Origin of the sequence: Nocardia asteroides (genome assembly GCA_019930625.1) — a bacterium.
In the GTDB taxonomy this organism is placed as follows: Bacteria; Actinomycetota; Actinomycetes; order Mycobacteriales; family Mycobacteriaceae; genus Nocardia; species Nocardia sputi.
Genome location: CP082844.1, coordinates 676,535 through 701,958, shown reverse-complemented (window position 1 = coordinate 701,958; position 25,424 = coordinate 676,535). Strand labels below are relative to the sequence as shown.

Here is a 25,424-nt window from a genome sequence, read left to right as displayed (position 1 = left end):
GTTCCGCTGGTCGCGTTCTTCGCGGTGGTGTTCTGGCCTCAGCGGATACCGGAAGAGAGGCGGGAACGGATCGAACGTGAAGATACGCGTCAGCAGGGCGGTATGTAGATGACTGGCGAGGATCTTCCGGATCGCGATTCCGGTACGAGATTGGGTCTGTTTCTTCTCTCCAACTTTGACGAGTGGGAGCCTCCAACGCCCGATCTTCTAGAGCGAGTTATGTCCGGACTGACATCGAAATCGGGGGAAACCGTTGAAAACCATCATTGGGCTTATCGCTGTGGCCGTGCTGATCGGCATGAGTCCAGCGGCTACCGGCATGGCCCGCGCTGCCCGCAGTTGCGGTTTCGAGTTCACGCACTCGGTGCCGACAGTGCTACCGCCCCAGATCACGGGGGACGGTATTGCCGCGTGTGATGTCCCGCCGGACGAACACGTAGTCGTCTTGGCATTGCAGCACGAGGAGGGCGGCCGGTGGGAGATTGCCTCTACCCGAACCGATTCCACTATTCCACCGCCGTTCCGGGGCGGTGGACACTCCTACACGGTGTCGGCCGCGTGCTACGCCGGGAAGTGGCGCGTCAGCGTCGGTATACGCGGCAAGATTCAGGGGAACCAGTTCACCTATAACACCGCATCCGGCACGGTAGAGGTACCGCCCTCCAAGTGCCCCAACCGGTTCTGACCAGAGGAGCGGCATGTCCAGCACGGAACCCCCCGGCGCACTCGACAAGGAAACCTCGGTGCGGCTGCGCGACCAGCTCCAACAGATCACAGAGGAAGCGGGCCGGTACCTCGGTCCGGAGCACCGGGCCATAGCCGCACTGGTTCAAGCTGCACGGGAGCTGGCCGCAGCCACCTTGCCCAAGTCGGGGCAGTACGCCGAGTACACACCGGACGAGTGAGCCCGGAGGGAAATTGAGACGCCGGAACCCCCAGAGTCCGATCTGGGGGCACCGGTACGTAGCCCGACCAAGAACGCGTCTTAGACGACCGCACCAACCGGTCGAGTCTCCGCACCACAATCACGTCGAATTCGTGGTGCCGGTTCTTCAGCCAGTTGCCTAGCTCCGGCCGATCGAACGGTGAGTACTTGGTAGCGGACACATCGAGGTCGGTTGCTACCCCGGCTTCAGTCCACCCCCGAGCTTGCACGGCGCTGCGTCCGTGCTCTAGCTGCCGGACAGGTGACGTAGATTCGTCAGTCATGACGGATAGCCGCGCCGCCAGCAAGGCGCGTAACGGGGTCTGCATTCCGGTTCCTTCCCTGTTCCAGGGTGGTTCTAGGGTTCGTAGAACCGAGTCGATCCGATGGCGCGTCGACTATCAACTGGCGCGGGGCGATCTATCCACCCGGGCCAAGGAGGCGGTGGTCGAACGCGCCGCTGCCTATGACCAGCGGTGGTCCGACCACGCGCCCGTCACGGTGCAGTACCGATGAACGGGTGGTCGATCAAGCGCGGCCTGGGCGTACCGGGTGCGGTCGCGGCGGTACTGATCGGCGTGGTGTTCGCGCTGTACGACAGCGGTGGCTCGGCCACTCGGACGAGTCGGTCGACCACCGTCGCGGCGAGCACCGTCACGCCGACCGCCGCACCGCGCGCTGGGGAGACCGCGTCGCCGGTCACCCAGGCCGTCGGCGTCCCGGAGCGGGCGTACGCCACACTGCGGGAGATCGACGCGGGCCGGTGGCCCGGCTCGGCGAACGCCCCGGGCACCAAAGGCGGTGAGCGGTGGATGAATCGCGGCGGCGATCTGCCCGCCACCGACGGCTCGGGTAAGCCGATCACCTATCAGGAATGGGACGTCAATCCCAAACAGCCCGGTCGGTCCCGCGACGCCGAACGCATCGTTACCGGCAGCGACGGCTCGGCCTGGTACACCGGCGACCATTACAAGACCTTCACGAGGATGCGCTGATGACAAAGACGGTCACGTTGTCGCAGTTCCTTGCCCGGCCCGACGCCGAGGACGCGCCGCCGGGCGCCGAGCTGGCCCCGCCGCGCGTCACCTTCGGCACCCTCGCGGTCGATGCCGCCGAGTTCAGCGGGGTGCGAGACAAGGCGCCATCGGGCTACCTGGTGCGCGAGGTCCGCGGCGCCAAGATGCCCACCACCGCCCGCCTGTTCGACGAGTTCGCGGCCGCGTTCCAGTTCCCCTACTACTTCGGCGAGAACAAGGACGCGTTCGACGAATGCCTGCGTGACCTGGACGATTTCCTCGGTGAAGGGGCTGGATACGTCGCCGTGGTACGCGAGTCGGCCGGACTGCTCGCCGACGAGCCGATCGAGCGCGACTGGTTCGCCGAGGCCATGCGCGACTGCGCGGCCTACTGGTCGCGACGGGACGTGCTCTTCCGGGTGGTCCTGCAGGGCGACGCCCCCGACCTCGAAGACGTTTCCCTGCGCATGTGACCAGGGCGGTCAGCGCAGTTTGGCCGCCAAGTCCTCGCCGAGCAGGACGAACACGTCAACCGTGTGCTCGATCAGTTCGTCGCGCGTGAGGTCGAGGTCGCCTTGGAGCCAGGCGGTCAGCGTCTGCACCAGCCCTCCGACCAGATACAGGGCGCGGAAGTCGATCGCCGGGGCCGGAGCCGAGTCGGGCATCCGGTAGAAGTCGGTGCCTTCGGCGGCCACCATCCGCGCGAACGCTCGCACCGTCTCGGTGGTGCGGGCGCGCAGTTCCGGCGTCGCCATGCCCGCGATCAGGGCGGCTCGGGCCTTGCGCGGGTCGTCGGTGAGCAGGTGCACGCCAGCGGTGATCGCGGCGTGTGCGGTCGCGCGGGTGTCCGGCGCGGCGGTGCGCACGGCCGTGAGGATGGCCGCGGCGAGTTCCTCGGCGATCCCGTCGATCAGGGCGGTGAGCACGGCGTCGCGGCTGTCGAAGTTCTCGTAGTAGTAGCGCTCGTTGAGGCCGGCCCGCGCGCACAGTCCCGACACGGTCAGTTTCGACAACCCCTCCGTGCCGATGATTTCCAGCGCCGCCTCCAGCAACGCCGCGCGCCGCTGTGCCCGGCGCTCCGCAGCGGAGATGCCTCCGTATGTTCGTTGCGCCGTCACACTTCGATTCTTACAGGTCGCCCGACCGCAGCGCCTCGGTCGGCGGCCATTCCGCCTCGTTACGGCATCCGTCGTACCTGCCTGCACGCCTCTACGGGCCTTCCGCCGCGGTGGTCGTCTTCCCGAGCGAAGCCCGACCGAGTGTGCCGACACCGCAACATTCTGGCAGAGGGTATTGCCAGAAAAGTCGATTCTGGTGGATGCTATTGCCAGATGCTCTCGATGAGGAGGCGGCGATGTCCGAGCCCGGCTATTTCAGTGACCACTCGATGGTTCGACGGGTGATGAGCAAGCGTGCGGTGGGTCTGACCTATGGCTTGCGCGCGCTGGTGATCGGCGCGGTGCACCCGCTGCTCTACGTCGGCACCGCGGAGAACACCGAGCATCGGACGACGCCGTACACCCGGCTCGCGCTGACGGGGCACCTGTTCGAGGCCGTGTTCCTCGGCAGCAAGGCCGAAGCCGACCGCGCACTGTCGTTCACCAGGAAAAGGCACGTCAAGGTACGTGGCGCGCTGCCGGAGGACGCCGGAGCCCGCCATCCGGCGGGTAGCGGGTACGCCGCGCTCGACCCGCACCTGATGTTCATGACGATGGCGTTCACCTTCGACTCGGCCGAGGTGATGTACGACCTGCTGGTGCGCACGATGACCGATGGCGAGCGCGAGGGGCTCTACCAGGACTACGTGCGCTGGGGCGAGCTGTTCGGCATGCCCGCGGACGCGGCGCCGGGCAGCTATCGTGAGTTCCGCGCGTTCTTCGACGGCTACCTCGCCTCCGACGAGCCCTTTCTCACCGACGAGGCGCGGCTGGTCGGCTCCTATCTGGCCGGGCAGCGCGTCCCGTACTCGCGGGGCGTGCCTTTGCAGCAGGTCACCTCCGCGTTCTATCTCCTGGTGCAGGGCAGCTTGCCGCCGCGCATCCGCCGGATGTACGGGATGCGCTGGGGCATGCCGGACGAAGTCGCCTATCAGGCGCTGGGGCGTGCGGTCCGCACCGCGCACGTGTCGTTTCCGCTGGTGCCCGCGGTGCTGCGCGGCACCCTCGCCGGACCCAGCGCGCCGGTCTACAAGCTGCTGTCCAAGCGCGAACACGAACTGGTCAGCGGGGGACGGCCGAGCATGCCGGGCGTGGATCCGCGCAACTGGGTGCAGCGGAATTCGGCTTGATGAGCATGCGAAGATCGGAGTATGTCCAGTCCTGCGCCCACCCCGGCCGCCGAACGCAAACAGCGGGTCCTGTCCGGGATCCAGCCGACCAGCTCCTCGTTTCATCTCGGGAACTATCTTGGTGCGCTGCAGTACTGGGTGACCATGCAGGACGATTACGACGCGCTGTATTTCATCCCGGACATGCACGCGATCACGGTGCCGCAGGACCCCAAGGAGCTGAAGGCGCGCACCAGAGGCGCCGCCGCTCAGCTGCTCGCGCTGGGCATCGACCCGAAGAGATCCACCCTGTTCGTGCAGAGCCAGGTGCCCGAGCACGCAGAGCTGGCCTGGGTGCTCAGCTGCATCACCGGCTTCGGCGAAGCCAGCCGGATGACGCAGTTCAAGGACAAGTCGGTGAAGCAGGGCGCGGAGAACGCGACCGTCGGCCTGTTCACCTACCCGGTGCTGATGGCCGCGGACATCCTGCTCTATCGCGCTCATCAGGTGCCCGTCGGCGAGGATCAGCGCCAGCATCTGGAGCTGACCCGAAACCTGGCTCAGCGCTTCAATACTCGGTTCAAGAAGACGTTCGTCGTGCCGGAAGCGCACATCGTCAAGGGCACCGCGAAGATCTATGACCTGCAGGATCCGACCGCCAAGATGAGCAAGTCGGCGTCCACCGACGCGGGCCTGATCAATCTGCTCGACGATCCGAAGGTCACCGCGAAGAAGGTGAAATCCGCGGTCACCGACACCGAACGCGAGATCCGTTACGACCCGGAACACAAGCCCGGTGTCAGCAATCTGTTGGTGATCCTGAGTTCGCTGACCGGCACGCCGATCGTCACCTTGGAGAAGGACTTCGAGGGTAAGGGTTACGGCGAACTCAAAGCCGACGTGGCCGACGCGCTGGTCGAATTCGTCACGCCGTTGCGCGCGAAGGTGCAAGAGTACATGTCGGATCAAGGCGAACTCGACCGTGTCCTCGCGGCTGGAGCCGAGCGCGCGCGAGAGATCGCAGGCAACACCCTCGCACAGGTCTACGACCGGATCGGTTTGCTGCGTCGCTGAAACGGCTACCTCGCCTTCGCGCGGCCCAACAGGCGTCGTGTGAGGTCTCTCGTTCGAAGGGGCGAATGGTGCGGGTGATCGACAACATCAAGGCCGGGATCGAAGGCCGGATCCAGGCGCAGCCGTGGCTGGAACACTTGGTCCGTACGGTGGGGCGCTACCAGCGGCAACGAGGCGACCATTATGCGGCGGGCATCACGTATTTCACTGTGCTGTCGCTGTTTCCGCTGCTGATGATCGCTTTCGCGGTCGCGGGCGTGGTCCTGACCAACAATCCGGAGCTGCTCGCGGAATTGCAGGCCAAGATCATCGAGAACATTCCCGGCTCGTTCGGCACCCAGTTGAACGAGCTGGTGGATCAGGCGGTCCGATCGCGGGGCACCGTCGGCGTCCTGGGTCTGCTCACCGGCGTCTACAGCGGACTGGGCTGGATGGCCAATCTGCGGGCCGCGCTCACCGAGCAGTGGGAGCAGAAGTCTCCGGACGGCAATTGGCTGATGACCAAGGTCTCCGATCTGGGAGCGCTGGTCGGTCTCGGTCTCGCCTTCGCGGTGTCGCTGGGGTTGTCGGCGTTGGCGTCGAGCACCCTCGGTACGCGGCTGCTCGAAGGCGTCGGCCTCGGTGACGCGCCCGGGGCGGGCGTGCTGCTGTGGCTGTTGTCGACCTCGCTCGGCTTCCTCGCCTCCTGGGCGGTGTTCGCATGGGTCATCGCCAGGCTGCCCCGGGAACCGGTGACACTGGCCAGCGCGGTCAAGGCCGCCGCCCTGGCCGCGCTGGTGTTCGAAGTGTTCAAGATCGTCGCGTCGTTCTACCTGCGGTTGGTGCTGAACAGCCCGGCCGGCGCCACCTTCGGCTCGATCATCGGCCTGATGGTGTTCAGTTACGTCACCTACCGCATCGTCCTGTTCGCCACCGCCTGGGCCGCCACCACCGCGGAGAACGAGCCGGAAGCGGAGATTCCCGCACCCGCGCCCGCCGTGATCGCGCCGAGGGTCGGCGCACGCGATATATCGATGGGTGTCGGCGCCGCGTTCTTCGGCGCGGGTGCGCTTGCCGCGCTCGCTCTTTCGGGATTGCGACGGTTGCCCGGGCGTCGATGATCAGCCGGTCGGCGGTGCCAGGCGCCTCGTGCCCCGCCGGGATCAGCGTCGGCGGTTGGCCTGCCGTGCTCCCAGCAGTAGAGCGATGACCAGGACGAGACCGCCGACGATCAGCACGGTTCTGGCACCGCTGCGGCGATCCTCGGCAATGGGCATGGCGGACGGGTCGCTCCCCGGCGAGGGGGCCGCCAGGTCGGTTCCCGGCGCCGGAGGCGCGGCCAGGACGACCGAGCTCTGCTTGCGCTGGGGTACCACCGCACCGGGCAGGTTGCCGATCGAGGCGCTGCGGGGCAACGCGAATCCGTAGTCGAGCAGCCGGACGGCCTGTTCCCATGGCCGGATCGGGCGTACCTCGGCCTGCAGCAGGGTGACGGCGAGCCTGCGGCCGTCGCGCTGGGCGGCGGCCACGAACGTCTGGCGCGCGTCGTCGGTGAAGCCGGTCTTGCCGCCGAGGGCGCCGTCGTAGTTGTAGAGCAGCTGGTTGTCGTTGCCGATGGGATATCCGGGGCGATCGGTGTCGCCGGGGATGTCCGGGTCGGCGGGGTAGCCCGGGAAATCGGCCTGCTGCGTGTGGATCAGCTCGGCGAACAGCGGGATCGTCATGGCTTCACGGAACAGCACAGCCAAGTCATAGGCCGAGGTGCTCATCCCGGGGCCGTCCAGACCGGAGGGGGTCGCGGCGCGAGTGTCCATGGCGCGCAACGATTTCGCCAGTTCGTTCATCTTCGCGACGGTCGCCGCGTCGCCGCCTAGTTGCGCGGCGATGGCATGCGCCGCGTCGTTGCCCGAGGCCATGATCAGCGCCTGCATGAGCTGCCGGTTCGTATAACGGCCGCCGGGGCCGATGCCCACCCGGGTGCCGTCGACATCGGCGTCGGCCTGCGTGCCGATGACGACCTTGTCGAGATTCAGGGTGCGCAGCGCCAGCGTGGCCAGCAGCACTTTGATCGTGCTGGCGGGCCGGTAGCGGCCGTGCGGGTCTTTCGCCGCCAGCACCTCCCCGGTGTCCAGATCCGCCACCAGCCAGGCCGTCGCCGAAATGTCCTGCGGCGCGGGCGGCACGGCTTTGGGGAGCACGACGCCGCATTCACCGAGGCGGGGCCCGCCGATCGGAGGGGAGGGAATCGGCAGCGGCGTGGGAGTCGGCTGTCCGGGCGCGGGCACCTCGGAGGCGTCGATCGGTGGGGGCGGCGATGTCTTCTGCGGGCAGCCGTCGGTGTTCGGGGTCGTGAACGGCGTGGTGGTGCTGGGCGCCGCCAGGGACGGCACGGCCGTCGCTGCGATCGCGGCGACGGCGAGCAGGCCGCCCGCGCACACCAAGGCGCGGCGCCGGAAGTCCGTGATCTTCATCGGGAGTGAGCCTAGCGAGGGATCCACGCGACGACCGCATATGTGCACCTTCCGAGCCGGAAGGTATTGACACCAACACTCAAATGATAGTTACTATCAAAAAGGGGTAGCTACCATTTGGAGGAGATCATGAGAACCGGCCCGACCCGCCGCTGGCTCGCGCTCGGCGCGCTCGCGGTCGCGATGCTGACCATCGGGCTCGACGTCACCGTCCTGACCGTGGCCTTGCCCACCCTCGCCGTCGACCTGAACGCGAATACGGCTGCGCTGCAGTGGTTCAGCAGCGCATACACGCTGGCGCTCGCGGCCGTGATGTTGCCCGCGGGTGCTCTCGGTGATCGCTATGGCCGCAAGAAGTTCCTGCTCGCCGCGCTGATGCTGTTCGGGGTCGCCTCCGTCGCCTGCGCCCTGGCCGGCTCGCCCGGCCAGCTCATCGCGGCCCGGGTCGCGCTCGGGGTGGGCGCGGCGGCGATGATCCCGCTGTCGATGTCGGTCTTGCCCGACATGTTCCCCGACCAGGTGGAACGGCAGCGTGCGCTCACCATCTGGATCACCTCGACCGCGATCGGTCTTCCGCTGGGACCCGTCGTCGGTGGATGGTTGCTGCGCAACTTCTGGTGGGGGTCGGTGTTCCTGATCAACGTGCCGATGGTGGTGATCGGCGCGCTGGCCGTCGCCGCGCTGGTGCCGGAATCGCAGAGCCCGCACCGTTTTCGCATGGATCTGCCCGGTGTCGTGCTGTCGGTCGCGGGCATGCTCGGGCTCACCTACGGCTTCATCCGGGTCGGCGAGAAGGGCTGGGGTGACGGCCCGGCCTGGGCGATCATCGCGGCCGGTGTGCTGCTGATCGGCGTTTTCCTGGCCTGGCAGCGCAGAACGGCGCACCCGCTGATCGATCTCGGGTTGTTCGCCGCACCCGGGTTCCGTTCGGGGGTGGCCTTTTCCATCGTGGTGAACTTCGCCATGTTCGGCATGTTCTTCACCGTTCCGCAGTACTTCCAGGCGGTGCTGGGCGTGGACGCGCTCGGTAGCGGGCTGCGACTGCTTCCGCTGATCGGCGGGATCGTGGTGGGCAGCAGGCTGGTGGACAAGGCGCTGGTGAAGCTGGGCATCCGCGTGGTGATCACCACCGGGTTCGCCCTGCTGGCGGGCTCACTGATGCTGGGTGCGCTGACCAAGGTGGACAGCGGGTACGGTTTCGCGGCGCTGTGGCTGACGCTGCTCGGCGCCGGAATGGGCTTGGTGATGCCCGCGGCCATGGGCGTGGCGATGGACGACCTGAGCGCGGAGCGTTCCGGCTCCGGCTCCGCGCTGCTGCAGGCGTTGCGCCAGGCGGCGGGCACTATCGGCGTCGCGGTGCTGGGCACCGTGCTGTCCACCCGCTACCGGTCGGAACTCGGCGCGTTGAATCGTGAGCCGATCGCCGACGGCGTCAACGCGGGCGTCGCCACGGCACAGCAGTTGGATGATCCAGCGATGCTGCACCAGGTGCAAGAGGCGTTCCTGGGCGGCATGAGCGCGATGCTGTGGGCCTGCGCCGCGCCGTGCTTGCTGGCAGCAGTGCTCACAGTCGTGTTCGTCCGCACGCGACCCGGCCGGGTGCCGGAGCCTGGTGGGGCAGAATCGATGCATGTCGGTTGAGCTACCCGCGAAGGGGACGGCGCAGGGTCTGCGCGAGCGGAAGAAGGAACGGACCCGCCGCAGCATTCGTGTCGAAGCCTTCCGGCTGTTCCGAGAACAGGGCTACAACGAGACCACGATCGAGCAGATCGCGGCGGCCGCCGAGGTCTCGCCCAGCACCTTCTTCCGCTATTTCCCGACGAAGGAACAGCTCGTTCTCGCCGACGATCTCGATCCGATGATGCTCGAGGCGCTACGACGGCAGCCGCGCGACGTGTCCCCGCTGACGGCCTTCCGTGGCGCGGTCGTCGAAGTCTTCTCGAGCCTCCCCGCCGCCGAACTCGCCTTCGAGCAGGAGCGCCAAGCGCTGCTGTATCACGTACCGGAGCTGCGATCGGCGATCGGATTGGAGATCGTGCGCAGCATCGATCTGCTCGCGAACCTGTTGGCAGATCATGTGGGCCGCTCCGCCGACGACTTCGAGATCCGGGTGGCGGCGGGTGCGGTGGCGGGCGCTGCCTTGGCCATCTCGACGATGACGCCGATGAACGTGGAGAACATCACTCGCGCACTGGACTTACTGGAGGCGGGCCTGCCACTGCGGCTGGATCACAAGTCCTGAGTCTCCGTCGGCGGATCTACGACGCCCCGGCGGCGCTGGTCTGCCGTAACCGATCGGGTGTGTCGTCGTCCATGGTCGCGAAGAAGCCGCCGATCACGTCTTCGATCTCGGCGATCGAGTCCGCGCAGTAGAGAATCGGCTGGTAGTGCGTGATGTCGTAGGTCGCGGTCCCCATCTGGGCGATGTCGAGCGGGCGCAGCTGCGCATGCCGGAACTCCTCGATCTCCCCGTAGGAGGACAGCAGCCCCGCGCCATAGCAGCGGACCTCGCCGTGTTCGCGGACGACGCCGAACTCCATCGAGAACCAGAACACGTCGGCGAGGAACTTCAGCGCGCGGTGGGTGCTCAGCCGCGCGACCGCCGCGCCGACCGTCGCGTAGATCGCCGCGAAGCGTGGACTGGCGATCTGGTTGGCGTGCCCGATGATCTCGTGGATGGCGTCCGGCTCCGGCGTGTACAACGGCGCCGAATGATGCCGGATGTATTGGGTGGAGTGGAAGATCCGATCGGCGAAGGAACCGAAGAACTCCCGCAGCGGCACCAGGCCCGCGGCCGGGGCATAGCGGAACCCGGTCAGCGGTTGCAGCGCCGCGGACACCTCGTCCAATTGGGGAATGTGATCGGTGGGCAGGCACAGCGCCTCGGCGGCCGCCAGCACCTCCGCGCTGGCATAGGTGCGGTGCTTGCGGCCGAGTTCGGCCGACACGATCCGCCACACCTGCTGCTCCTCGTCGGTGTAGGCGATGTGTGGGAGCGGCTTTCCCGGTGCGTAGTCGAGCGCCAACGCGGCGATGGCATTGCGCCGGGCCCGGTAGACCGCATCGTGCACGCCGGGATGCTCCTCGCTCAGGTGCACGGTCACGTCACCATCGCCGGTGCGGGTCACCGGTGAGTACAGCTGGGCCTCGGTGAACATATCTCGATGCAAGCACCGCCGGACCCCGCCGACAACAAAAGCTCGCCCAGCTGAGCAATCTGCCTAGCTGAACGAGCTTTCTCCGTGGCATCACAGCAGTGGAAGCCGCAGGACGGGTGGCCTGCTGATCAGTGGCCGCCGTGTAACGAATGCACCACGGCATGGCCTTTGCCGCGTCCGATCATCCACTTGTTCACCGGTGTGGTCACCACGAACGCCACCGCGAAGGCGAAGGCCAGGGTGGCCCAGAACAGAGCACTGTCGAGGTGGGCGTCCATCGCGCCGGGTACGGCGAGGATCACGGCGTTGTCCACGATCTCCATGACCGTGATCGACACGGTGTCGGCGGCGAACGCGGTGCCGACCGCGGCGGCCAGCGGCAGGCCCGCGCGCAGCACGCCACGCATGGTGAACGCGTAACCGAACAGGAATGCCAGCACGATGGCCAGCGCCATCGTCGAGGTGTTGTTCCAGCCCAGCGCGGTGCCGATCACCATGCCCATGACCTCGCCGATGGCGCAGCCGGTGAGGCAGTGCAGCGTCGCCATCGCCGCCATCCGCCAGGTAGCCGGGGCGCGGTGGACGGTGTGACGGCTGATGTCGTGCGTCGCATCCGCGTGATGCGAGACGTGCTCGCTGGAAGTGTCGTGCCTGTGCTCCATGCCTGGAACTATACCCCCGTAGGGTATAGATGCAAGCCTGGAGTTCGTGATTTGCCGGACATGAGCGGGCGCTATGGCGCAAGATGGCGAAAGTATGAAGGAGGGCGCATGAAATCCGTGCGGATCGATCTCGACCAGAACTTGCTCGCCGCGGCCGCCGCCATCATGGGCACGTCGACCAGCGATGCCACCATCAACGAGGCCCTGCGCCGGATCGTTGTGCACGAGCGCCAGCTGCACAATCTGGAAAGGCTCGCCGCCAAAGTATTCGTCGGACTACACGACGTCGCCGGGGCGGACCGCTAGGCGGCTCCGCTCGACGCCCTTCGGAACGGTCGGCTAGTTGGAAGACGCGGGCCGCTGCTCGTCGTGAGCCCGCAGCCAGACGGTCTCGAACTCGTGAGCGTCGATCTGAAGTGCGGTGAACTCGGTCTCGGCATTGATCTCGTCCAACGTCGGAACGGGGATCTGCCCGAGTTCGGTCGTGCCGGTGGCGCGATCCGCGTCGGCCCAGTCGCTGTGGCCGTCGCGGAACACCTCGACCTTGCGCACCTCGAAGCCGTCGTCACCGATCTCACTGAACAACTCGACCGGCTCGTCGTCGAAGTCGTGGTGCCATTGCGCCTTCAGGTACCACATCGCCCATCAACTCCCCAGTTCGCGACCGACTCGGTGACCGAACCGCACATCTGCCAGCATATGGCGCGCTGGGCAGCGGGGTGGTGGCGCTGCGGACGGGCGGGCATACGAAGTGTCGGTGGCCGCTGGCAGAATCCCGGACACTGTTGGCGTGAGGCGAGGGGTGGGAGTCATGGCGGTCTCTCTAGTCGACGTGCCGGTAGCGCAGCGGCCGCGTGAACGGTTGCTGGCGCTGGGCCCGCATGCGCTGAGCGACGCGGAGTTGCTCGCGCTGCTGCTGCGGCAGGGCAGACGCGGTGCGAGCGCGTTGGACCTGGCGGTGGAGTTGCTGGTCGAGCACGGCGGGCTCGCCGGGCTGGCGTCGGCGCGTCCGGAGGAGCTGTCGCGCCGGGCCGGCATCGGCGTGGCCAAGGCCGCCGCGATCATCGCTGCGTTCCACCTCGGCGCTCGAGCGCGCGGCAGGCCGGACACGTCGATTCGGCTGACCAGTTCCGCCGACGTGGCCGCCGCCGCCCGTCCCCAGTTCGCGGGCGCGCGCGTCGAGCGCCTGCTCGTCCTGGTCTGCGATGCGCAGAACCGCCTGCGCCAAAAGGTCTTCGTCGCCGAAGGCGCGATCGACCAGGTCGCCGTCCCGGTCCGCGAAATCCTGAACACCGTCCTGCGCCACGACGGCCGAGCCTTCGCCATCGTGCACAACCACCCCTCCGGCGACCCCACCCCCAGCCCCGACGACCGCCGCACCACCACCCTCCTCACCGAGGCCGCCCACACCGTAGGCCTTCGCTTCCTCGACCACGTGGTGATCGCAGGGGAGAAGTGGGCCAGCGCCCCGGGGTTTCCGAGCCCTTGAATGCGGCCCTTGAACGCAACATTCACTTGATGGCACCGAAACGGGGGTCCACCACTCGCTGAGCTGGACGGCGAAGGCCGCCTTCATCGGGTGATGAAGGCGGCCTTCGGTTTTCGGCTGTGCCGGGAGGTCAGCGAGTGAAGAGCAGGGCTCGCTTGACTTCTTGGATGGCCTTGGTGACCTCGATGCCGCGGGGGCAGGCGTCGGTGCAGTTGAAGGTGGTGCGGCAGCGCCAGACGCCTTCGACGTCGTTGAGGATGTCGAGGCGCTCGCGGGCGGCTTCGTCGCGGCTGTCGAAGATGAAGCGGTGGGCGTTCACGATCGCGGCCGGGCCGAAGTAGCTGCCGTCGCTCCAGTACACGGGGCAGGAGGTGGTGCAGCAGGCGCACAGGATGCACTTGGTGGTGTCGTCGAACCGGGCGCGGTCGGCCTGGCTCTGGATGCGCTCGCGGGTGGGCTCGTTACCCGTGGTGATCAGGTACGGCTTCACCGCGCGGAACGCGTCGAAGAACGGCTCCATGTTCACCACGAGGTCCTTCTCCACGGGCAGGCCGCGGATCGGCTCGACGGTGACGGTGATCGACTTGCCGCCCTTGGGCAGCATGTCCTTCATCAGCACCTTGCAGGCCAGCCGGTTGACGCCGTTGATCCGCATGGCGTCGGAACCGCAGACGCCGTGCGCGCAGGAACGGCGGAAGGTGAGCGTGCCGTCCAGGTAGGACTTGATGTAGATCAGCACGTTCAGGAAGCGGTCGGTCGACAGGACCGGCACCTGGAAGGACTCCCAGTGCGCGCCCTTGTCGTCCTCCGGGTTGAACCGGGCCACCTTGACGGTGATCATCACCGAGCCCTCGGGGACCGGAGCGGGCTTCTGCGAAGAGGGTGCTTCGGCAACAGCAGTCATCAGTACTTACGCTCCATCGGCTCGTAACGGGTCTGCACCACCGGCTTGAAGTCCAGGCGGATGTCCGAAAGGAGATCCGAGCCCTCCTTGTAGGCCATCGTGTGCCGCATGAAGTTCACGTCGTCGCGGTCCGGGTAGTCCTCGCGAGCGTGGCCGCCGCGCGATTCCTTGCGGTTGAGCGCACCCACCACGGTGACCTCGGCCAGCTCGAGCAGGAAGCCGAGCTCGACGGCCTCGAGCAGGTCGCTGTTGTAGCGCTTGCCCTTGTCCTGCACGGTGATGCGCGCGTAGCGCTCCTTGAGCGCGTGGATGTCGGTGAGCGCCTGCTTGAGCGTGTCCTCGGTGCGGAACACCGAGGCGTTGTTGTCCATCGACCGCTGCAGCTCGGTGCGGATGTCGGCCACCCGCTCGTCGCCGTGCTCGCTCAGCAGCTGGGTCAGCCAGTCCTGCACCATCTGCGCCGGGTTCTCCGGCATTTCGACGAACTCGCTGCGCTGCGCGTACTCCGCGGCCGCGATGCCCGCGCGGCGGCCGAACACGTTGATGTCCAGCAGCGAGTTGGTGCCCAGACGGTTGGCGCCGTGCACCGAGACACACGCGCACTCGCCCGCGGCGTAGAGGCCGGGGACGATGTCGCTGTTGTTGCGCAGCACCTCGCCGCGGATGCGGGTCGGGATGCCGCCCATCACGTAGTGACAGGTCGGGAACACCGGCACCAGTTCCTTCACCGGGTCCACACCCAGGTAGGTACGGGAGAACTCGGTGATGTCGGGCAGCTTCTCCTCGAGCACGTCCTCGCCGAGGTGGGTGACGTCGATGTAGACGTAGTCCTTGTTCGGTCCCGCGCCGCGGCCCTCCAACACCTCCAGCACCATCGAGCGGGCGACGATGTCGCGCGGCGCGAGGTCCTTGATGGTGGGGGCGTATCGCTCCATGAACCGCTCGCCGTCGGCGTTGCGCAGGATGCCGCCCTCGCCGCGGACGGCCTCGGAGATCAGGATGCCCAGGCCGGCCAGACCTGTCGGGTGGAACTGGTGGAACTCCATGTCCTCCAGCGGCAGGCCCTTGCGGAACACGATCGCCATGCCGTCACCGGTCAAGGTGTGCGCGTTCGAGGTGGTCTTGTACATCCGGCCCGAGCCGCCGGTGGCGAACACGATCGACTTGGCGTGGAAGACGTGGATCTCGCCGGTGGCCAGCTCGTAGGCGACCACGCCGGTGGCGACCGGACCGCGATCGGTCTCGGTGAGCACCAGGTCCAGCACGTAGAACTCGTTGAAGAACTCCACGTCGTGCTTGACGCAGTTCTGGTACAGCGTCTGCAGGATCATGTGGCCGGTGCGGTCGGCGGCGTAGCACGCGCGGCGGACGGGAGCCTTGCCGTGATCGCGGGTGTGTCCGCCGAAGCGACGCTGGTCGATCTTGCCTTCGGGCGTCCGGTTGAACGGCAGGCCCATCTTCTCGAGGTCGAGCACCGCGTCGATGGCCTCTTTGGCCATGATCTCCGCGGCGTCCTGGTCGACGAGGTAGTCACCACCCTTGACGGTGTCGAAGGTGTGCCATTCCCAGTTGTCCTCTTCGACGTTGGCCAGCGCGGCGCACATGCCGCCCTGGGCCGCGCCGGTGTGGCTGCGGGTCGGGTACAGCTTGGTCAGCACCGCCGTCCGAACCCGCGGGCCGGCCTCGATCGCGGCGCGCATGCCCGCGCCACCCGCGCCGACGATGACGACGTCGTAGCGGTGCTCCTGGACAGGACGAGCTTCCCCGGTCCCGATGGTTCGTTCGCTGCGCTCACTCATGCGAGGGGGCCTGTTCCTAACTGATGTTGGGGTCGAAGGTGAAGATGACGTAGGTGCCCACGCCCATGATCAGGATCATCGAGATGGCCAGCAGGGTCTTGAGCCAGAACCGGGTCGAGTCCTTGCGGGAGTAGTCGTCGATGACGGTGCGCAGACCGTTGCCGCCGTGCAGCTGGGCCAGCCACAACATGCTCAGGTCCCAGAACTGCCAGAACGGGCTGGACCAGCGACCGGCGACGAAGGCGAAGTTCAGTCGCTTCACGCCGCCGTCGAGCAGCAGCATGATCGTCATGTGGCCGAGCACCAGCACGATCAGCAGCAGGCCGGAGAAGCGCATGAACAGCCAGGCGTACTTCTCGAAGTTGTTGCTCGAGTGCGCGCGCGGCGAGCGGGGCAGATCCAGGCTGGCCGGACGGTCGTAGGACTTACCGAGAACAGGTGCGCTCATCTTCAGTGCTCCGTGAACAAGTAGAAGAACTGGCGCCCGACCGCCGGAACGGACAGCAGGAACCAGATCGCGAGGATGATCCAGAGCATCAGGCGCTGGTACTTCGGGCCCTTGGACCAGAAGTCCACGAGGATCACGCGGACGCCGTTGAGCGCGTGGAACAGGACGACGACGACCAGGCCCATCTCCATCAACGCCACGATGGGCGTCTTGTAGGTCTCGATCGCCTCGTTGTAGGTATCCGGGCTCACGCGCACCAAAGCGGTGTCCAGCACGTGGACGAAGAGGAAGAAGAAGATGGTGACACCGGTGATCCGGTGCAGCGCCCACGACCACATTCCGGGGTCGCCTCGGTACAGCGTCTTCCGCTTCGGCTGGGCCGGAGCTTCAATCGTGGTCATAGAGTGCGGTGCCTCCAACGTCGTTGATGGACCCGGTTGCAGGTCCGACGCCGGCGGCGTTGGGGGCGAATGCCCAGGTGGCTGTACTCCGGCCCGTCGCGGGGAACCTGAACCGATCTGTTCTGGACTCTAATCCCCCAGCAATCGCGGAACTAATTCGGCGTACCGTGCGTTGCGCGACACCCGATCGGGTTAGGCTTACCTTTCTTGATGGGTGCGGGGTTCCGTCGTGGCCCTCGCGCGGCCGTCGACGGGTCGATTCGAGAAGGGTTTCCCGCGGCGGATTTCGACTGTAATCCACTGCGTGACAGCACATTTCGAATTATTTCGGATGTCTGTGCTTCGCACTGGCGGTTTGGCCTCGGCGCTGCCGCTCTCAGTGGCCATGGCCGAATTGTGAGCGGTTGCAATGTGGAGAATGTCTCAGTCGACCTGGCTGAAACTACTCGTCGGTAATAGACAATCACGGCGGATGGCCGCTCGCAATCGCGAGGCGGAAGTGCTCTCCGTGCGCCGCGGCCTCCGGCAGTTCGATGCGCACAGGCTCGACCCGCGTCCCGGCGAAACGCGCTCCGAGCCGAGGCCCCATTCGACAGGCGATCTATCCCGACGCGGCCGAGCGCACGGCCTTCTCGTACGCCTCGCCCGCGTCGCGGACCTTGATCGCGAGGAACCGCATCCGGTCGGCGGTGAGATAGCCGTTGCGAAAGGCTGTGGAGTCCAGCTCGGCGGCCACCTGGTCCAGTGCCAGGCGCGCGAACCGGGTCTGATCCGACATGCACCAGGTTTACCAGCCGATGTCGGCAAAAATCTCGGTACACGCCGAGAGCGGACGTAACGGTCGGCGGTGCCGTCCTGGCCGGCCACTCCGATCCTTGCCGCACGCACGCCGGCTGAGACGATCCGATCGAGAAGTTCGACCGGCCCGTCGAACCGCTGAACCGACCGGAGAGGTGGCATCGCCCATGGACATCGACTGGAACAAGCTCCGTGCCAGCGCGTACGAGGCGATGGGCCGCGCTTACGCGCCCTACTCCCGGTTCCCGGTCGGCGCCGCGGGGCTCACCGGTGACCGGGTCGTAGTCGGCTGCAACGTCGAGAACGTCTCCTACGGATTGGGCCTCTGTGCCGAATGTGTGCTCATCGGTCACTTGATTTCCAGCGGAGGGGGACGTCTGGTGGCCGTCTCGGTGACGGATTCCCGTGGCGAGATCCTGATGCCCTGTGGCCGCTGCAGGCAATTGCTCTACGAGCACGGCGGGGCCGAGCTCCTGGTCGATCACAAGGGCGGCGCGGTGCCGTTGCGTGCGCTGCTGCCGGATGCGTTCGGTCCGGACGACCTCGACGCCGGGCAGATGTGAGCCGCTTGCGCCTCCCGGCCTCGACGGTGGCCGCATGCCACCAGTGAGAACCGGGGTGCGGCGGCGGCCCGTGCCAGACTGGCGACCGTGACGGCACTGGACGCGGTTTCGATCATCACGACCAAGCGCGACGGGGGAGAACTGTCCGACGCGCAGATCGACTGGGTGGTCGACGCGTTCACCCGCGGCGTGGTGGCCGACGAGCAGATGTCCGCGCTGGCCATGGCGATCGTCTGGCGCGGGATGACGCGGCGCGAGACGGCGCGGTGGACGGCCGCGATGATCGCCTCCGGGCGGCGCATGGACCTGACCGGCCTGCCGCGCCCCACCGTGGACAAGCACTCGACCGGCGGAGTGGGTGACAAGATCACGCTGCCGCTGGCGCCGCTGGTCGCCGCGTGCGGCGCCGCGGTGCCGCAATTGTCCGGGCGCGGGCTCGGCCATACCGGCGGAACCCTGGACAAGCTGGAATCCATTCCCGGCTGGCAGGCGGACGTGCCGGTGCCGCGGATGCGCGACATCCTCGCCGACCCGGCCGTCGGCGCGGTGATCTGCGCGGCGGGCGCCGATCTCGCACCCGCGGACCGGCGTCTCTACGCCTTGCGCGACGTCACCGGCACGGTCGAATCGATCCCGCTGATCGCGAGCTCGATCATGAGCAAGAAGATCGCGGAGGGCACCGCCGCGCTGCTGCTCGACGTCAAGGTCGGCTCCGGCGCCTTCCTGAAGACCCTCGACGGGGCGCGCGACCTGGCGACAGCCATGGTCGAACTCGGCACCGACGCGGGCGTCCGGACGGTCGCGCTGCTCACCGCCATGGACACCCCCCTCGGCCGCACGGCGGGCAATGCCCTGGAAGTCGCGGAATCGGTGGAGGTGCTCGCGGGCGGCGGTCCCGAGGACGTCGTCGAGCTGACCATCGCCTTGGCGCGCGAGATGGTCGCGCTGGCCGGGCTCGATGCCGACCCCGCCGACGCGCTGGCCGACGGACGGGCGATGGACCACTGGCGCGCGATGGTCCGCGCCCAGGGTGGCGACCCGGACGCGCCGCTGCCCACCGCGAAGCACACCGAGACCGTGCGCGCCGAGGCCGACGGTGTGCTGACCCGGCTCGACGCGCTGAGCGTCGGCATCGCCGCCTGGCGCCTCGGCGCGGGCCGGGCACGACAAGGCGATCCGGTGCAGTCCGGCGCGGGCATCGAGATGCACGCCAAGCCGGGCGACACCGTGACCACGGGGCAACCGCTGTTGACCATGCACACCGACACCCCCGACGCCTTCACCGGCGCTACGTCGGCCCTGTCCGGCGCTGTCACCATCGAAACCGGTGCCGCGTCCGCTCCCGCTCCGCTGATCCTCGACCGAATCGTGTCCTGATCTGTTGGCGAGCCGCGAAATTCCGGCGGGCGCAGTCGCCGCCTGTGTGGTCGATGGGTGTCCCGTTGTGGACCGGCCCGCATCCGGCGGGCAACGAGATGGTTGCCACGGTCGCAGTCGGCTGCCGTTTCGGCGCGCTGCGGCTACCGTCGATACATGACTGGACCGATGCCTCTGACTCTCGCCTCGATCCGCCAAGCGCCGAAAGCGCTGCTGCACGATCACCTCGACGGTGGCCTGCGGCCCGCGACGGTGCTCGAACTCGCCGCGCACAGCGGCTACGACGACCTACCCGCCACGGATGAGGCGTCGCTGGCGGCCTGGTTCCGTGACGCGGCGGACAGCGGGTCGCTGGAACGCTATCTGGAGACCTTCGCGCACACCGTCGCCGTAATGCAGACTCCGGAGGGCTTGCACCGGGTCGCTCGCGAATGCGCCGAGGACCTCGCCGCCGACGGCGTCGTGTACGCGGAGGTGCGCTTCGCTCCCGAACAGCATCTGGAGCGCGGACTGACGCTGGACGAAGTGGTCGAACACACGCTGGCCGGATTCCGCGAGGGCGAGGCCGCCGCCGCGGAGCAGGGCCACACCATCGTGGTGACCTGTCTGCTGACCGCGATGCGGCATGCGGCGCGCTCGCGGGAGATCGCGGAACTGGCGGTGCGCTTTCGCGATCGCGGGGTCGGCGGCTTCGACATCGCGGGTGCGGAGGCCGGTTTCCCGCCCAGCAGGCACCTGGACGCGTTCGAGTACATGCGGGCCAACAGCGCGCACTTCACCATCCACGCGGGCGAGGCCTTCGGCCTGCCGTCCATTCACGAAGCGCTCGCGTTCTGCGGATGCGACCGCCTCGGCCACGGTGTGCGGATCACCGACGACATCAGCGTGCCCGGCGCGATCGAGGACGCAGAGCTGGGCGTGGTCGCCAACTACGTCCGGGACATGCGCATTCCGCTGGAGCTGTGCCCGTCGTCGAACGTGCAGACCGGCGCCGTGCCCTCGCTGGACAAGCACCCGTTCGACCTGCTGGCCCGCCTGCGCTTCCGCGTCACGGTCAACACCGACAACCGGCTGATGAGCGACACCAGCATGAGCCAGGAGATGCTCAAATTGGTCGAGACGTTCGGCTATGGCTGGAGCGACCTGGAACGGTTCACCATCAACGCCATGAAGTCGGCGTTCATCCCGTTCCCCGAGCGGCTGCGGATCATCGACGACATCATCAAGCCCGGATACGCGGTGCTCATCGGATAGGCGACCGGGCTACCGTGACCGACATGGCGACCTTGCGTATCCCCCGCCGGTTCAACGGACCACCCGACTCCGGCAACGGTGGCTACGTGGCCGGTCTGCTCGCCGAGCAGCGCGGCGAGCAGACTGTGACCGTGATCCTGCGCAGCCCGCCGCCGCTGGAGACGCCGCTCGACGTGCGCGGCCAACGGCTGTACGAGGGCGACACGCTGATCGCCGAGTCGAACAGCGGCGAGCTCATGCGGGACGCACCGCGTCATGTCCGGTTCGATGACGCGGCCGAGGCAGCGCGCGGCTATACGAGCATCGAGATGTTCGCCTCTTGCTTCGTCTGCGGCAGCCGGCGGGCCGACGGGCTGCGCATCGAACCCGGACGAGTGGACGAGGCTCGAGTAGCCTCGCCGTGGGTGCCCGACGACACCGTGCCGCTGGGCCCGCCGCTGCTGTGGGCCGCGATGGACTGCCCCGGCGGCTGGTCGCTCCCCGGCATGCTCGAACGTCCCGCACTGCTCGGCTCGATGACCGCCACCGTGCACGACGTGCCGCAGGTCGGCGAGCGCTGCGTCGTCGTCGGCGAGTTCCACGGCGAGCAAGGCCGCAAATGCTGGGCCTCGACCGCTGTCTACGGCGCCGACGAACGCCTGCTCGGGCAGGCCGAGCAGGTGTGGATCCGGCTGAGCTAGTTACTGCTTGTCGAGCCGGGACTCCAGGTGGCGTTCCAGTTCGCGCCAGGCCTGGGCTTCGGCGGTGAACGGCGGGTTGGGCGCCAACCGGGTGGGGTCGGGATTCAGCAGGTAGGAGACATACCAGCCCAGCGGGGTGGATTGCGCCAGCGCCTGCTCCACCGTGTCGTCGTCGGCGTAGTCGGCGGCGTCGGTGAACAGCTCGACCGCCAGGTCCAGCTGTTCGATGTCGACCGCCTCCGGGCCTTCCGCCAAATCCTCGGCCAAGCCGGGCAGCACGTAGACGTTCTCGTCGGTGACCTCCACCTCCAGCGAGCCGTCCACCGCCGCGGTCTGCACGTCGGCGAAGGTGCTCACGCGGGCCAGGTCGTGCTCGTGATCGTCGGCGAGGTAGCGGGCCAGCGCACGCTCGGAGGGGAAGACCGTGATCGCGCCCTTGGTGCCGAGGAAGATCGGCTCGTCGTCGAGGTAACAGCGCAGCGTGAAGACGCTGCCTTCGGACGTGACGATCTTGACCGGGTCGATGCCGACCTCGTGCCAGAACGATTCGTCCTCGTCCTCGTCTTCCTCGTCGTCTTCTTCCTCGTCGAGGTCGACGGGCTCGAATTCCTCCTCGTCGCTGTCGGCCGCGTCGTCGGCGTCGACCACGTTCTCCTCGGCGGCCAGCAGCTCGGCCTCGGCGACCGCGACCGCTTCGGCGTCGACCTCGGGCGTCTGCACGACGGAGTCGATGGCGTCCAGCACGTCGTCCCAGTCCTTGGCGATGGCCGCGCCGATCTGGTCCCACAACTCCTCTCCGTCGCGGCCGACGAACGCGCTCACCCCGCCGGGCAGCGCGCCGAGTACCGGATGCGAACCGAAGAACTTGGTCACCGTCTCGAGCTCGCACACCTCACCGATGTTGCGCACCATGCCGAGGGTGTCTTCCAACTCGGCGACGGTGTCCACGTCGGGGTCACCGGCGGCCAGCTCCGGCACGGCGACCAGATCGAAGGTGAAGTTCTCCTCCGGTTCCAGTTCGACCGCGGACAGACCCGCGACAACCTTCCACGCCGGATGGTCGATGAGGTCGTTGTCGGAGCTGGTGCGGATGAACGCGGCCAGCTCCGCCACGGATTCGAAACCGTAGAGGGCATCCTCGTGACCGAGGAACGCCTCCCACTCGTCGTCACCGTCTCGCCAGCGCGGTGCCCACAGGGTGACGAGATCGCCGTCGGTCAGGCCGAGCTCGATCGGGACGATGTCTCCAGAAGCCATGTGCGGAAGCCTATCGACCTTCCGCGTCAGGCACTATCCGGCCCGCCCCCATTCGTGCCCGCGGGCGGCTGCCCGGCCGGGACGAACGACTCGTTCAGTGTCGCAACCACCTTGGATCGCTGCGCGCCGGCGTCCTCGGCGGCCTGCCTGCAGGCCCAGACGATCAACTGTCCGACCTCGGTGGGCGGCAGCGAAGTGACCGATTCCGCGAGGGTCAGGCCGACCATCGCGCCATCGCTGTTCACCTCGACGCTCACCGCGCCGTCCTCGGAGGTGAACCGTCCGCGCACCTGCTTCAGCCCGTACAGCGCGGCTTCCAGCGCCTCCAGTTTCTGGGTAGCCGACGCGACCAGGGCGTCCATTTCCGCGCTCATACCGGCCTCATCCAGGTCGTCGGTCCCGTGTCCGCGTCATCGATCCGGTCGAGCTCGTCCACCGCCTGCTGGCGGGTGGGCAGGCCGAGCCGGTCGAGAATGTCCGAGGGCATGCCCGCCTCGGCGAGCAATTCGCGCCGCCGCGCCCGCGCCGCGATGGCGGAGCGCTGGGTGAGCCGCAGGATCTCGTTCGCCAGCGACTGTGCGCCGTAACGGTATTCGCTGCGCTCGAACTTGATCTCCACCGGCATGCCCTGATCGGTAGCGCGCACCGAGATGGTGCCCGACCGGTTGCTGCTGGCAGCCACCGTGACATTGGGGACCTGGGGTTGGGTCATGCCGTCGGCCTGTAGAAACCGTAGAAGTCCATGCCTGAGTTCTCCGTTCGAATCGAGCTGATCTGGACCGGGTCACCCGCCTCGACCAACTGCCCGTTGCCGATCACCATGGCCACGTGGCCGTCCCAGATCGCCAGGTCGCCGGGCATCAGGTCACCGGCCGAGATCGGTGTGGCCCCGTTGCCCTGCTCGGCCGCGAGCCGGGGCAGGTCGACGCCCGCCTCGCCGTAGGCGTACTTGGTGAGCCCGCTGCAGTCCAATCCCGCGCCCGGGCTGTTGCCGCCCCAGACATAGGGCGTGCCGACAGCGCCGATCGCCGACCGGACCGCCGTGGCGGCCTGTTCGTTGGGCGCCTCCACGACGCTGCCGTCGGGCAGCGTGATCTTCACGCCCTTGCCGTCGTCGGGCGCTCCCGAGGAACCGGTGTCGGGCTTGGGCGTGCCCGAGGTGCCCGGCGTGGTGCTGGGACCACGCATGGCTTGGGATAGCGTCGGCGTGGCCATCGCGGTGCTCAGCAGCTGCCCCGCGCCGTTGAGTGCGCCGGAGGCGGTGGACACCACCTGCTGTACGGGCACGCCGGACAGGGACGGGGTCGTGGGCGGCGGGGTCAGCTCGTTCATCGACGCGGTGTGCGTCTGCAATTCGTTCTGCACCCGGCCGACGACGTTGAGCGCTTGGCCGAGATGGTCGATCGCCGTGCCGACGAGCACCGTCAGCCCCTGCGGGGTCGCCAGGGCCGGACCTATGCTCGCGGCGGTGTTCACGAAGGACTGCGCGATGTCGGTGAGCTCTTTCTGACCCGTCTCGACCTCGCCCGCGGCCTGGTTCACGACCGTCGCCATCTCGTTGCCGCGATCGGAGATGGTGGCCGCCGAGGTCTGCACGCGCAGCGCCTTGGCGGTGGCCGCGTCGGCGGCACGGCCGTCCCAGGCGGTGTTCATACCGTTGATGCTGTCGCGGCCCATCTGGTGAATCTGGTCGACCACGGCCGAGGTGCTGCGCAGCGCGTCCGTGGGGCCGCCCGAGGGCAGCACGCCGCTGCCGAAGCTGGCGAGCAGGTCGAAGATCGGTTTGGCCAGCGCGTTGATGTCGATCACCGGCTCACTCCACTTCGGCGGCCGCGTTCCGCAGCGCGCTCGCGTGGGTGGCGTCGGTCTCGGTGAGGACGGCCGCCGCTCCGGTGGCCGCGCCGCCCATACTGGTGAGCACCGCCGACAGCTGGCCGATCGCGGCGACGTGCCCGGCGTGCGCCGCGGCATAGGCCGCCATGAAGTCACCGCCGATGAGCCCCATGATCGGGCCGAGCAGCGCGGGTTCCGCCGCCGCAGCGCTCACTCCCGCCGCCGCCATATCACCGGCCATGACGTGAGTGGTCGCGCCGTAGGCCGCGATGCCCTCGGTGTCCGCCGACATCTTTCGCATCAGAGCTTCCCCCATCTGTTGTTCCCAGGCAGAGTACGTCATCCACTTGGTTCGACGCGCGCTGTTCCGGTTCGGTTCCGCCGCTTCGGAAAAAAGTTCCGTGGCGTCCGGCGGCGCACCCCGGGCCGACCTTATCGTTCCCTCATGCGCACCCACACCGTGGACCATCCACTCGTCGCCGCCCTGCTGACCACGATGCGGGACGAGCGAACCGCGAATCCGGCTTTCCGTGCCGCACTGCGTGATCTGACCGGGATCCTGATCTACGAGGCGCTGCGCGACGCGGAGGTCGAGCGTTTCCAGATCGTCACACCGGTCGCCCCCACCGAAGGCGTCCGGCTGGCCCGGCCGCCGCTGCTGGTCCCGGTGCTGCGCGCCGGGCTCGGCATGATCGATGCGGCCGCGGAACTGATCCCGGACGCCAGAATCGGATTCGTCGGCCTCGCCCGCGACGAGGAAACCCACCAGCCGGTGCCCTATATGGAGTCGCTGCCCGCCGATCTCGCCGGGCTGCCGGTCTTCGTGCTCGATCCGATGCTGGCCACGGGCGGCTCTATGCGTCACACCCTGCAACTGCTCGCGGCGCGCGGCGCCACCGACATCACCGCCGTCTGCGTCGTCGCAGCGCCGGAAGGTATTGCGACACTGGCGGACTCGGGCCTGCCGGTGCGGCTGGTCACCGCTGTCGTCGACGCGGAACTGAACGAGAACGCCTACATCGTGCCCGGTCTCGGCGACGCGGGCGACAGGCAGTTCGGACCGCGCTGAC

Annotated in this window: 30 protein-coding genes and 1 pseudogene; 15 read left to right on the top strand and 16 right to left on the bottom strand. The window is 67.8% G+C overall.

What is annotated here, in order from left to right:
* Positions 1-771: 771 nt before the first annotated feature.
* The gene (locus K8O92_03305; GenBank protein UAK33042.1) at positions 772-1,254 is read right to left on the bottom strand and encodes a recombinase family protein; all 483 of its coding nucleotides are present in this window, start codon (positions 1,252-1,254) and stop codon (positions 772-774) included.
* 58 nt (positions 1,255-1,312) lie between these two features.
* On the opposite strand from K8O92_03305, the pseudogene K8O92_03300 reads away from it, so the two are divergent.
* The 3 genes and pseudogenes from K8O92_03300 to K8O92_03290 all read left to right on the top strand — a co-directional run bounded on the left by K8O92_03300 (position 1,313) and on the right by K8O92_03290 (position 2,414).
* A pseudogene (locus tag K8O92_03300) lies at positions 1,313-1,441 on the top strand (exodeoxyribonuclease III).
* The gene (locus K8O92_03295; protein UAK33041.1) at positions 1,438-1,920 is read left to right on the top strand and encodes a ribonuclease; all 483 of its coding nucleotides are present in this window, start codon (positions 1,438-1,440) and stop codon (positions 1,918-1,920) included. Before K8O92_03300 ends, K8O92_03295 begins: the two are co-directional and overlap by 4 nt.
* The gene (locus K8O92_03290) at positions 1,920-2,414 is read left to right on the top strand and encodes a barstar family protein (GenBank protein ID UAK33040.1); all 495 of its coding nucleotides are present in this window, start codon (positions 1,920-1,922) and stop codon (positions 2,412-2,414) included. Before K8O92_03295 ends, K8O92_03290 begins: the two co-directional genes overlap by 1 nt.
* 9 nt (positions 2,415-2,423) lie before the next feature.
* Here K8O92_03290 and K8O92_03285 read toward each other — a convergent pair whose 3' ends face one another.
* Positions 2,424-3,059 (bottom strand): TetR/AcrR family transcriptional regulator, encoded by a 636-nt coding sequence (locus K8O92_03285; GenBank protein ID UAK33039.1) that lies wholly within the window; start codon positions 3,057-3,059, stop codon positions 2,424-2,426.
* A gap of 236 nt (positions 3,060-3,295) precedes the next feature.
* Between K8O92_03285 and K8O92_03280 the strand changes: the two genes are divergently transcribed.
* From K8O92_03280 to yhjD, 3 genes are all read left to right on the top strand, one after another.
* On the top strand, positions 3,296-4,228 hold the full coding sequence (locus K8O92_03280; protein ID UAK33038.1) for a DUF2236 domain-containing protein: 933 nt from the start codon (positions 3,296-3,298) through the stop codon (positions 4,226-4,228).
* A gap of 21 nt (positions 4,229-4,249) precedes the next feature.
* Positions 4,250-5,281, top strand: a complete 1,032-nt coding sequence (gene trpS / locus K8O92_03275; protein UAK33037.1) for a tryptophan--tRNA ligase — start codon at positions 4,250-4,252, stop codon at positions 5,279-5,281.
* 68 nt (positions 5,282-5,349) lie between these two features.
* Positions 5,350-6,381 carry an inner membrane protein YhjD gene (gene yhjD / locus K8O92_03270; protein ID UAK35409.1) on the top strand — a complete coding sequence of 344 codons (1,032 nt, stop codon included), beginning with the start codon at positions 5,350-5,352 and terminating at the stop codon, positions 6,379-6,381.
* Between the two features lie 42 nt (positions 6,382-6,423).
* Here the strand turns inward: yhjD and K8O92_03265 are convergent, their stop codons facing one another.
* Positions 6,424-7,731, bottom strand: a complete 1,308-nt coding sequence (locus tag K8O92_03265) for a D-alanyl-D-alanine carboxypeptidase (protein UAK33036.1) — start codon at positions 7,729-7,731, stop codon at positions 6,424-6,426.
* A gap of 129 nt (positions 7,732-7,860) precedes the next feature.
* On the opposite strand from K8O92_03265, the gene K8O92_03260 reads away from it, so the two are divergent.
* Complete coding sequence (locus tag K8O92_03260) at positions 7,861-9,372, top strand: MFS transporter (GenBank protein UAK33035.1); 1,512 nt, start codon at positions 7,861-7,863, stop codon at positions 9,370-9,372.
* A complete protein-coding gene (locus K8O92_03255) occupies positions 9,362-9,973 on the top strand; it encodes a TetR family transcriptional regulator (protein UAK33034.1) in 612 nt (203 codons plus the stop codon). The genes K8O92_03260 and K8O92_03255 overlap by 11 nt, the downstream gene beginning before the upstream one ends.
* 16 nt (positions 9,974-9,989) lie before the next feature.
* Here K8O92_03255 and K8O92_03250 read toward each other — a convergent pair whose 3' ends face one another.
* Positions 9,990-10,889, bottom strand: a complete 900-nt coding sequence (locus tag K8O92_03250; GenBank protein UAK33033.1) for a phenylalanine 4-monooxygenase — start codon at positions 10,887-10,889, stop codon at positions 9,990-9,992.
* Between the two features lie 128 nt (positions 10,890-11,017).
* The gene (locus tag K8O92_03245; GenBank protein UAK33032.1) at positions 11,018-11,551 is read right to left on the bottom strand and encodes a DUF4396 domain-containing protein; all 534 of its coding nucleotides are present in this window, start codon (positions 11,549-11,551) and stop codon (positions 11,018-11,020) included.
* A 108-nt stretch (positions 11,552-11,659) separates the two neighbouring features.
* On the opposite strand from K8O92_03245, the gene K8O92_03240 reads away from it, so the two are divergent.
* On the top strand, positions 11,660-11,857 hold the full coding sequence (locus K8O92_03240) for a type II toxin-antitoxin system VapB family antitoxin (GenBank protein ID UAK33031.1): 198 nt from the start codon (positions 11,660-11,662) through the stop codon (positions 11,855-11,857).
* A gap of 33 nt (positions 11,858-11,890) precedes the next feature.
* On the opposite strand, the gene K8O92_03235 is transcribed toward K8O92_03240, so the two are convergent.
* Positions 11,891-12,190 carry a hypothetical protein gene (locus K8O92_03235; protein UAK33030.1) on the bottom strand — a complete coding sequence of 100 codons (300 nt, stop codon included), beginning with the start codon at positions 12,188-12,190 and terminating at the stop codon, positions 11,891-11,893.
* A 172-nt stretch (positions 12,191-12,362) separates the two neighbouring features.
* Here K8O92_03235 and radC point away from each other — a divergent pair, with 172 nt between their 5' ends.
* Positions 12,363-13,040 (top strand): DNA repair protein RadC, encoded by a 678-nt coding sequence (gene radC, locus K8O92_03230; protein ID UAK33029.1) that lies wholly within the window; start codon positions 12,363-12,365, stop codon positions 13,038-13,040.
* A gap of 130 nt (positions 13,041-13,170) precedes the next feature.
* Here the strand turns inward: radC and K8O92_03225 are convergent, their stop codons facing one another.
* The 5 genes from K8O92_03225 to K8O92_03205 form a co-directional block, all read right to left on the bottom strand.
* Positions 13,171-13,944, bottom strand: coding sequence for a succinate dehydrogenase iron-sulfur subunit (locus K8O92_03225; GenBank protein ID UAK33028.1), 774 nt, complete (start codon positions 13,942-13,944; stop codon positions 13,171-13,173).
* Positions 13,944-15,743: a succinate dehydrogenase flavoprotein subunit gene (sdhA, locus tag K8O92_03220; protein UAK33027.1), complete on the bottom strand. Its 1,800-nt coding sequence runs from the start codon at positions 15,741-15,743 to the stop codon at positions 13,944-13,946. The genes K8O92_03225 and sdhA overlap by 1 nt, the downstream gene beginning before the upstream one ends.
* A gap of 16 nt (positions 15,744-15,759) precedes the next feature.
* A complete protein-coding gene (locus K8O92_03215; protein UAK33026.1) occupies positions 15,760-16,191 on the bottom strand; it encodes a succinate dehydrogenase hydrophobic membrane anchor subunit in 432 nt (143 codons plus the stop codon).
* Between the two features lie 2 nt (positions 16,192-16,193).
* Complete coding sequence (gene sdhC / locus K8O92_03210; GenBank protein UAK33025.1) at positions 16,194-16,592, bottom strand: succinate dehydrogenase, cytochrome b556 subunit; 399 nt, start codon at positions 16,590-16,592, stop codon at positions 16,194-16,196.
* A 601-nt stretch (positions 16,593-17,193) separates the two neighbouring features.
* The gene (locus K8O92_03205) at positions 17,194-17,370 is read right to left on the bottom strand and encodes a hypothetical protein (protein UAK33024.1); all 177 of its coding nucleotides are present in this window, start codon (positions 17,368-17,370) and stop codon (positions 17,194-17,196) included.
* 187 nt (positions 17,371-17,557) lie between these two features.
* On the opposite strand from K8O92_03205, the gene K8O92_03200 reads away from it, so the two are divergent.
* From K8O92_03200 to K8O92_03185, 4 genes are all read left to right on the top strand, one after another.
* Positions 17,558-17,953 (top strand): cytidine deaminase, encoded by a 396-nt coding sequence (locus tag K8O92_03200; GenBank protein UAK33023.1) that lies wholly within the window; start codon positions 17,558-17,560, stop codon positions 17,951-17,953.
* A gap of 87 nt (positions 17,954-18,040) precedes the next feature.
* Positions 18,041-19,330, top strand: a complete 1,290-nt coding sequence (locus K8O92_03195) for a thymidine phosphorylase (protein ID UAK33022.1) — start codon at positions 18,041-18,043, stop codon at positions 19,328-19,330.
* A 156-nt stretch (positions 19,331-19,486) separates the two neighbouring features.
* On the top strand, positions 19,487-20,584 hold the full coding sequence (locus tag K8O92_03190) for an adenosine deaminase (GenBank protein UAK33021.1): 1,098 nt from the start codon (positions 19,487-19,489) through the stop codon (positions 20,582-20,584).
* A 23-nt stretch (positions 20,585-20,607) separates the two neighbouring features.
* Positions 20,608-21,264 (top strand): hypothetical protein, encoded by a 657-nt coding sequence (locus tag K8O92_03185; protein UAK33020.1) that lies wholly within the window; start codon positions 20,608-20,610, stop codon positions 21,262-21,264.
* Here the strand turns inward: K8O92_03185 and K8O92_03180 are convergent, their stop codons facing one another.
* From K8O92_03180 to K8O92_03160, 5 genes are read right to left on the bottom strand one after another with little or no spacing between them, the layout of a single operon-like run.
* The gene (locus K8O92_03180) at positions 21,265-22,521 is read right to left on the bottom strand and encodes a primosomal protein (protein UAK33019.1); all 1,257 of its coding nucleotides are present in this window, start codon (positions 22,519-22,521) and stop codon (positions 21,265-21,267) included.
* A 26-nt stretch (positions 22,522-22,547) separates the two neighbouring features.
* Positions 22,548-22,895: a YbaB/EbfC family nucleoid-associated protein gene (locus K8O92_03175; protein UAK33018.1), complete on the bottom strand. Its 348-nt coding sequence runs from the start codon at positions 22,893-22,895 to the stop codon at positions 22,548-22,550.
* Complete coding sequence (locus tag K8O92_03170; GenBank protein ID UAK33017.1) at positions 22,892-23,233, bottom strand: hypothetical protein; 342 nt, start codon at positions 23,231-23,233, stop codon at positions 22,892-22,894. Before K8O92_03170 ends, K8O92_03175 begins: the two co-directional genes overlap by 4 nt.
* Positions 23,230-24,330 carry a C40 family peptidase gene (locus K8O92_03165; GenBank protein UAK33016.1) on the bottom strand — a complete coding sequence of 367 codons (1,101 nt, stop codon included), beginning with the start codon at positions 24,328-24,330 and terminating at the stop codon, positions 23,230-23,232. The genes K8O92_03170 and K8O92_03165 overlap by 4 nt, the downstream gene beginning before the upstream one ends.
* Before the next feature lie 4 nt (positions 24,331-24,334).
* On the bottom strand, positions 24,335-24,655 hold the full coding sequence (locus tag K8O92_03160; GenBank protein UAK33015.1) for a hypothetical protein: 321 nt from the start codon (positions 24,653-24,655) through the stop codon (positions 24,335-24,337).
* 144 nt (positions 24,656-24,799) lie between these two features.
* Here K8O92_03160 and upp point away from each other — a divergent pair, with 144 nt between their 5' ends.
* The gene (upp, locus tag K8O92_03155; protein UAK33014.1) at positions 24,800-25,423 is read left to right on the top strand and encodes a uracil phosphoribosyltransferase; all 624 of its coding nucleotides are present in this window, start codon (positions 24,800-24,802) and stop codon (positions 25,421-25,423) included.
* The last annotated feature ends 1 nt before the right edge of the window (position 25,424 follow it).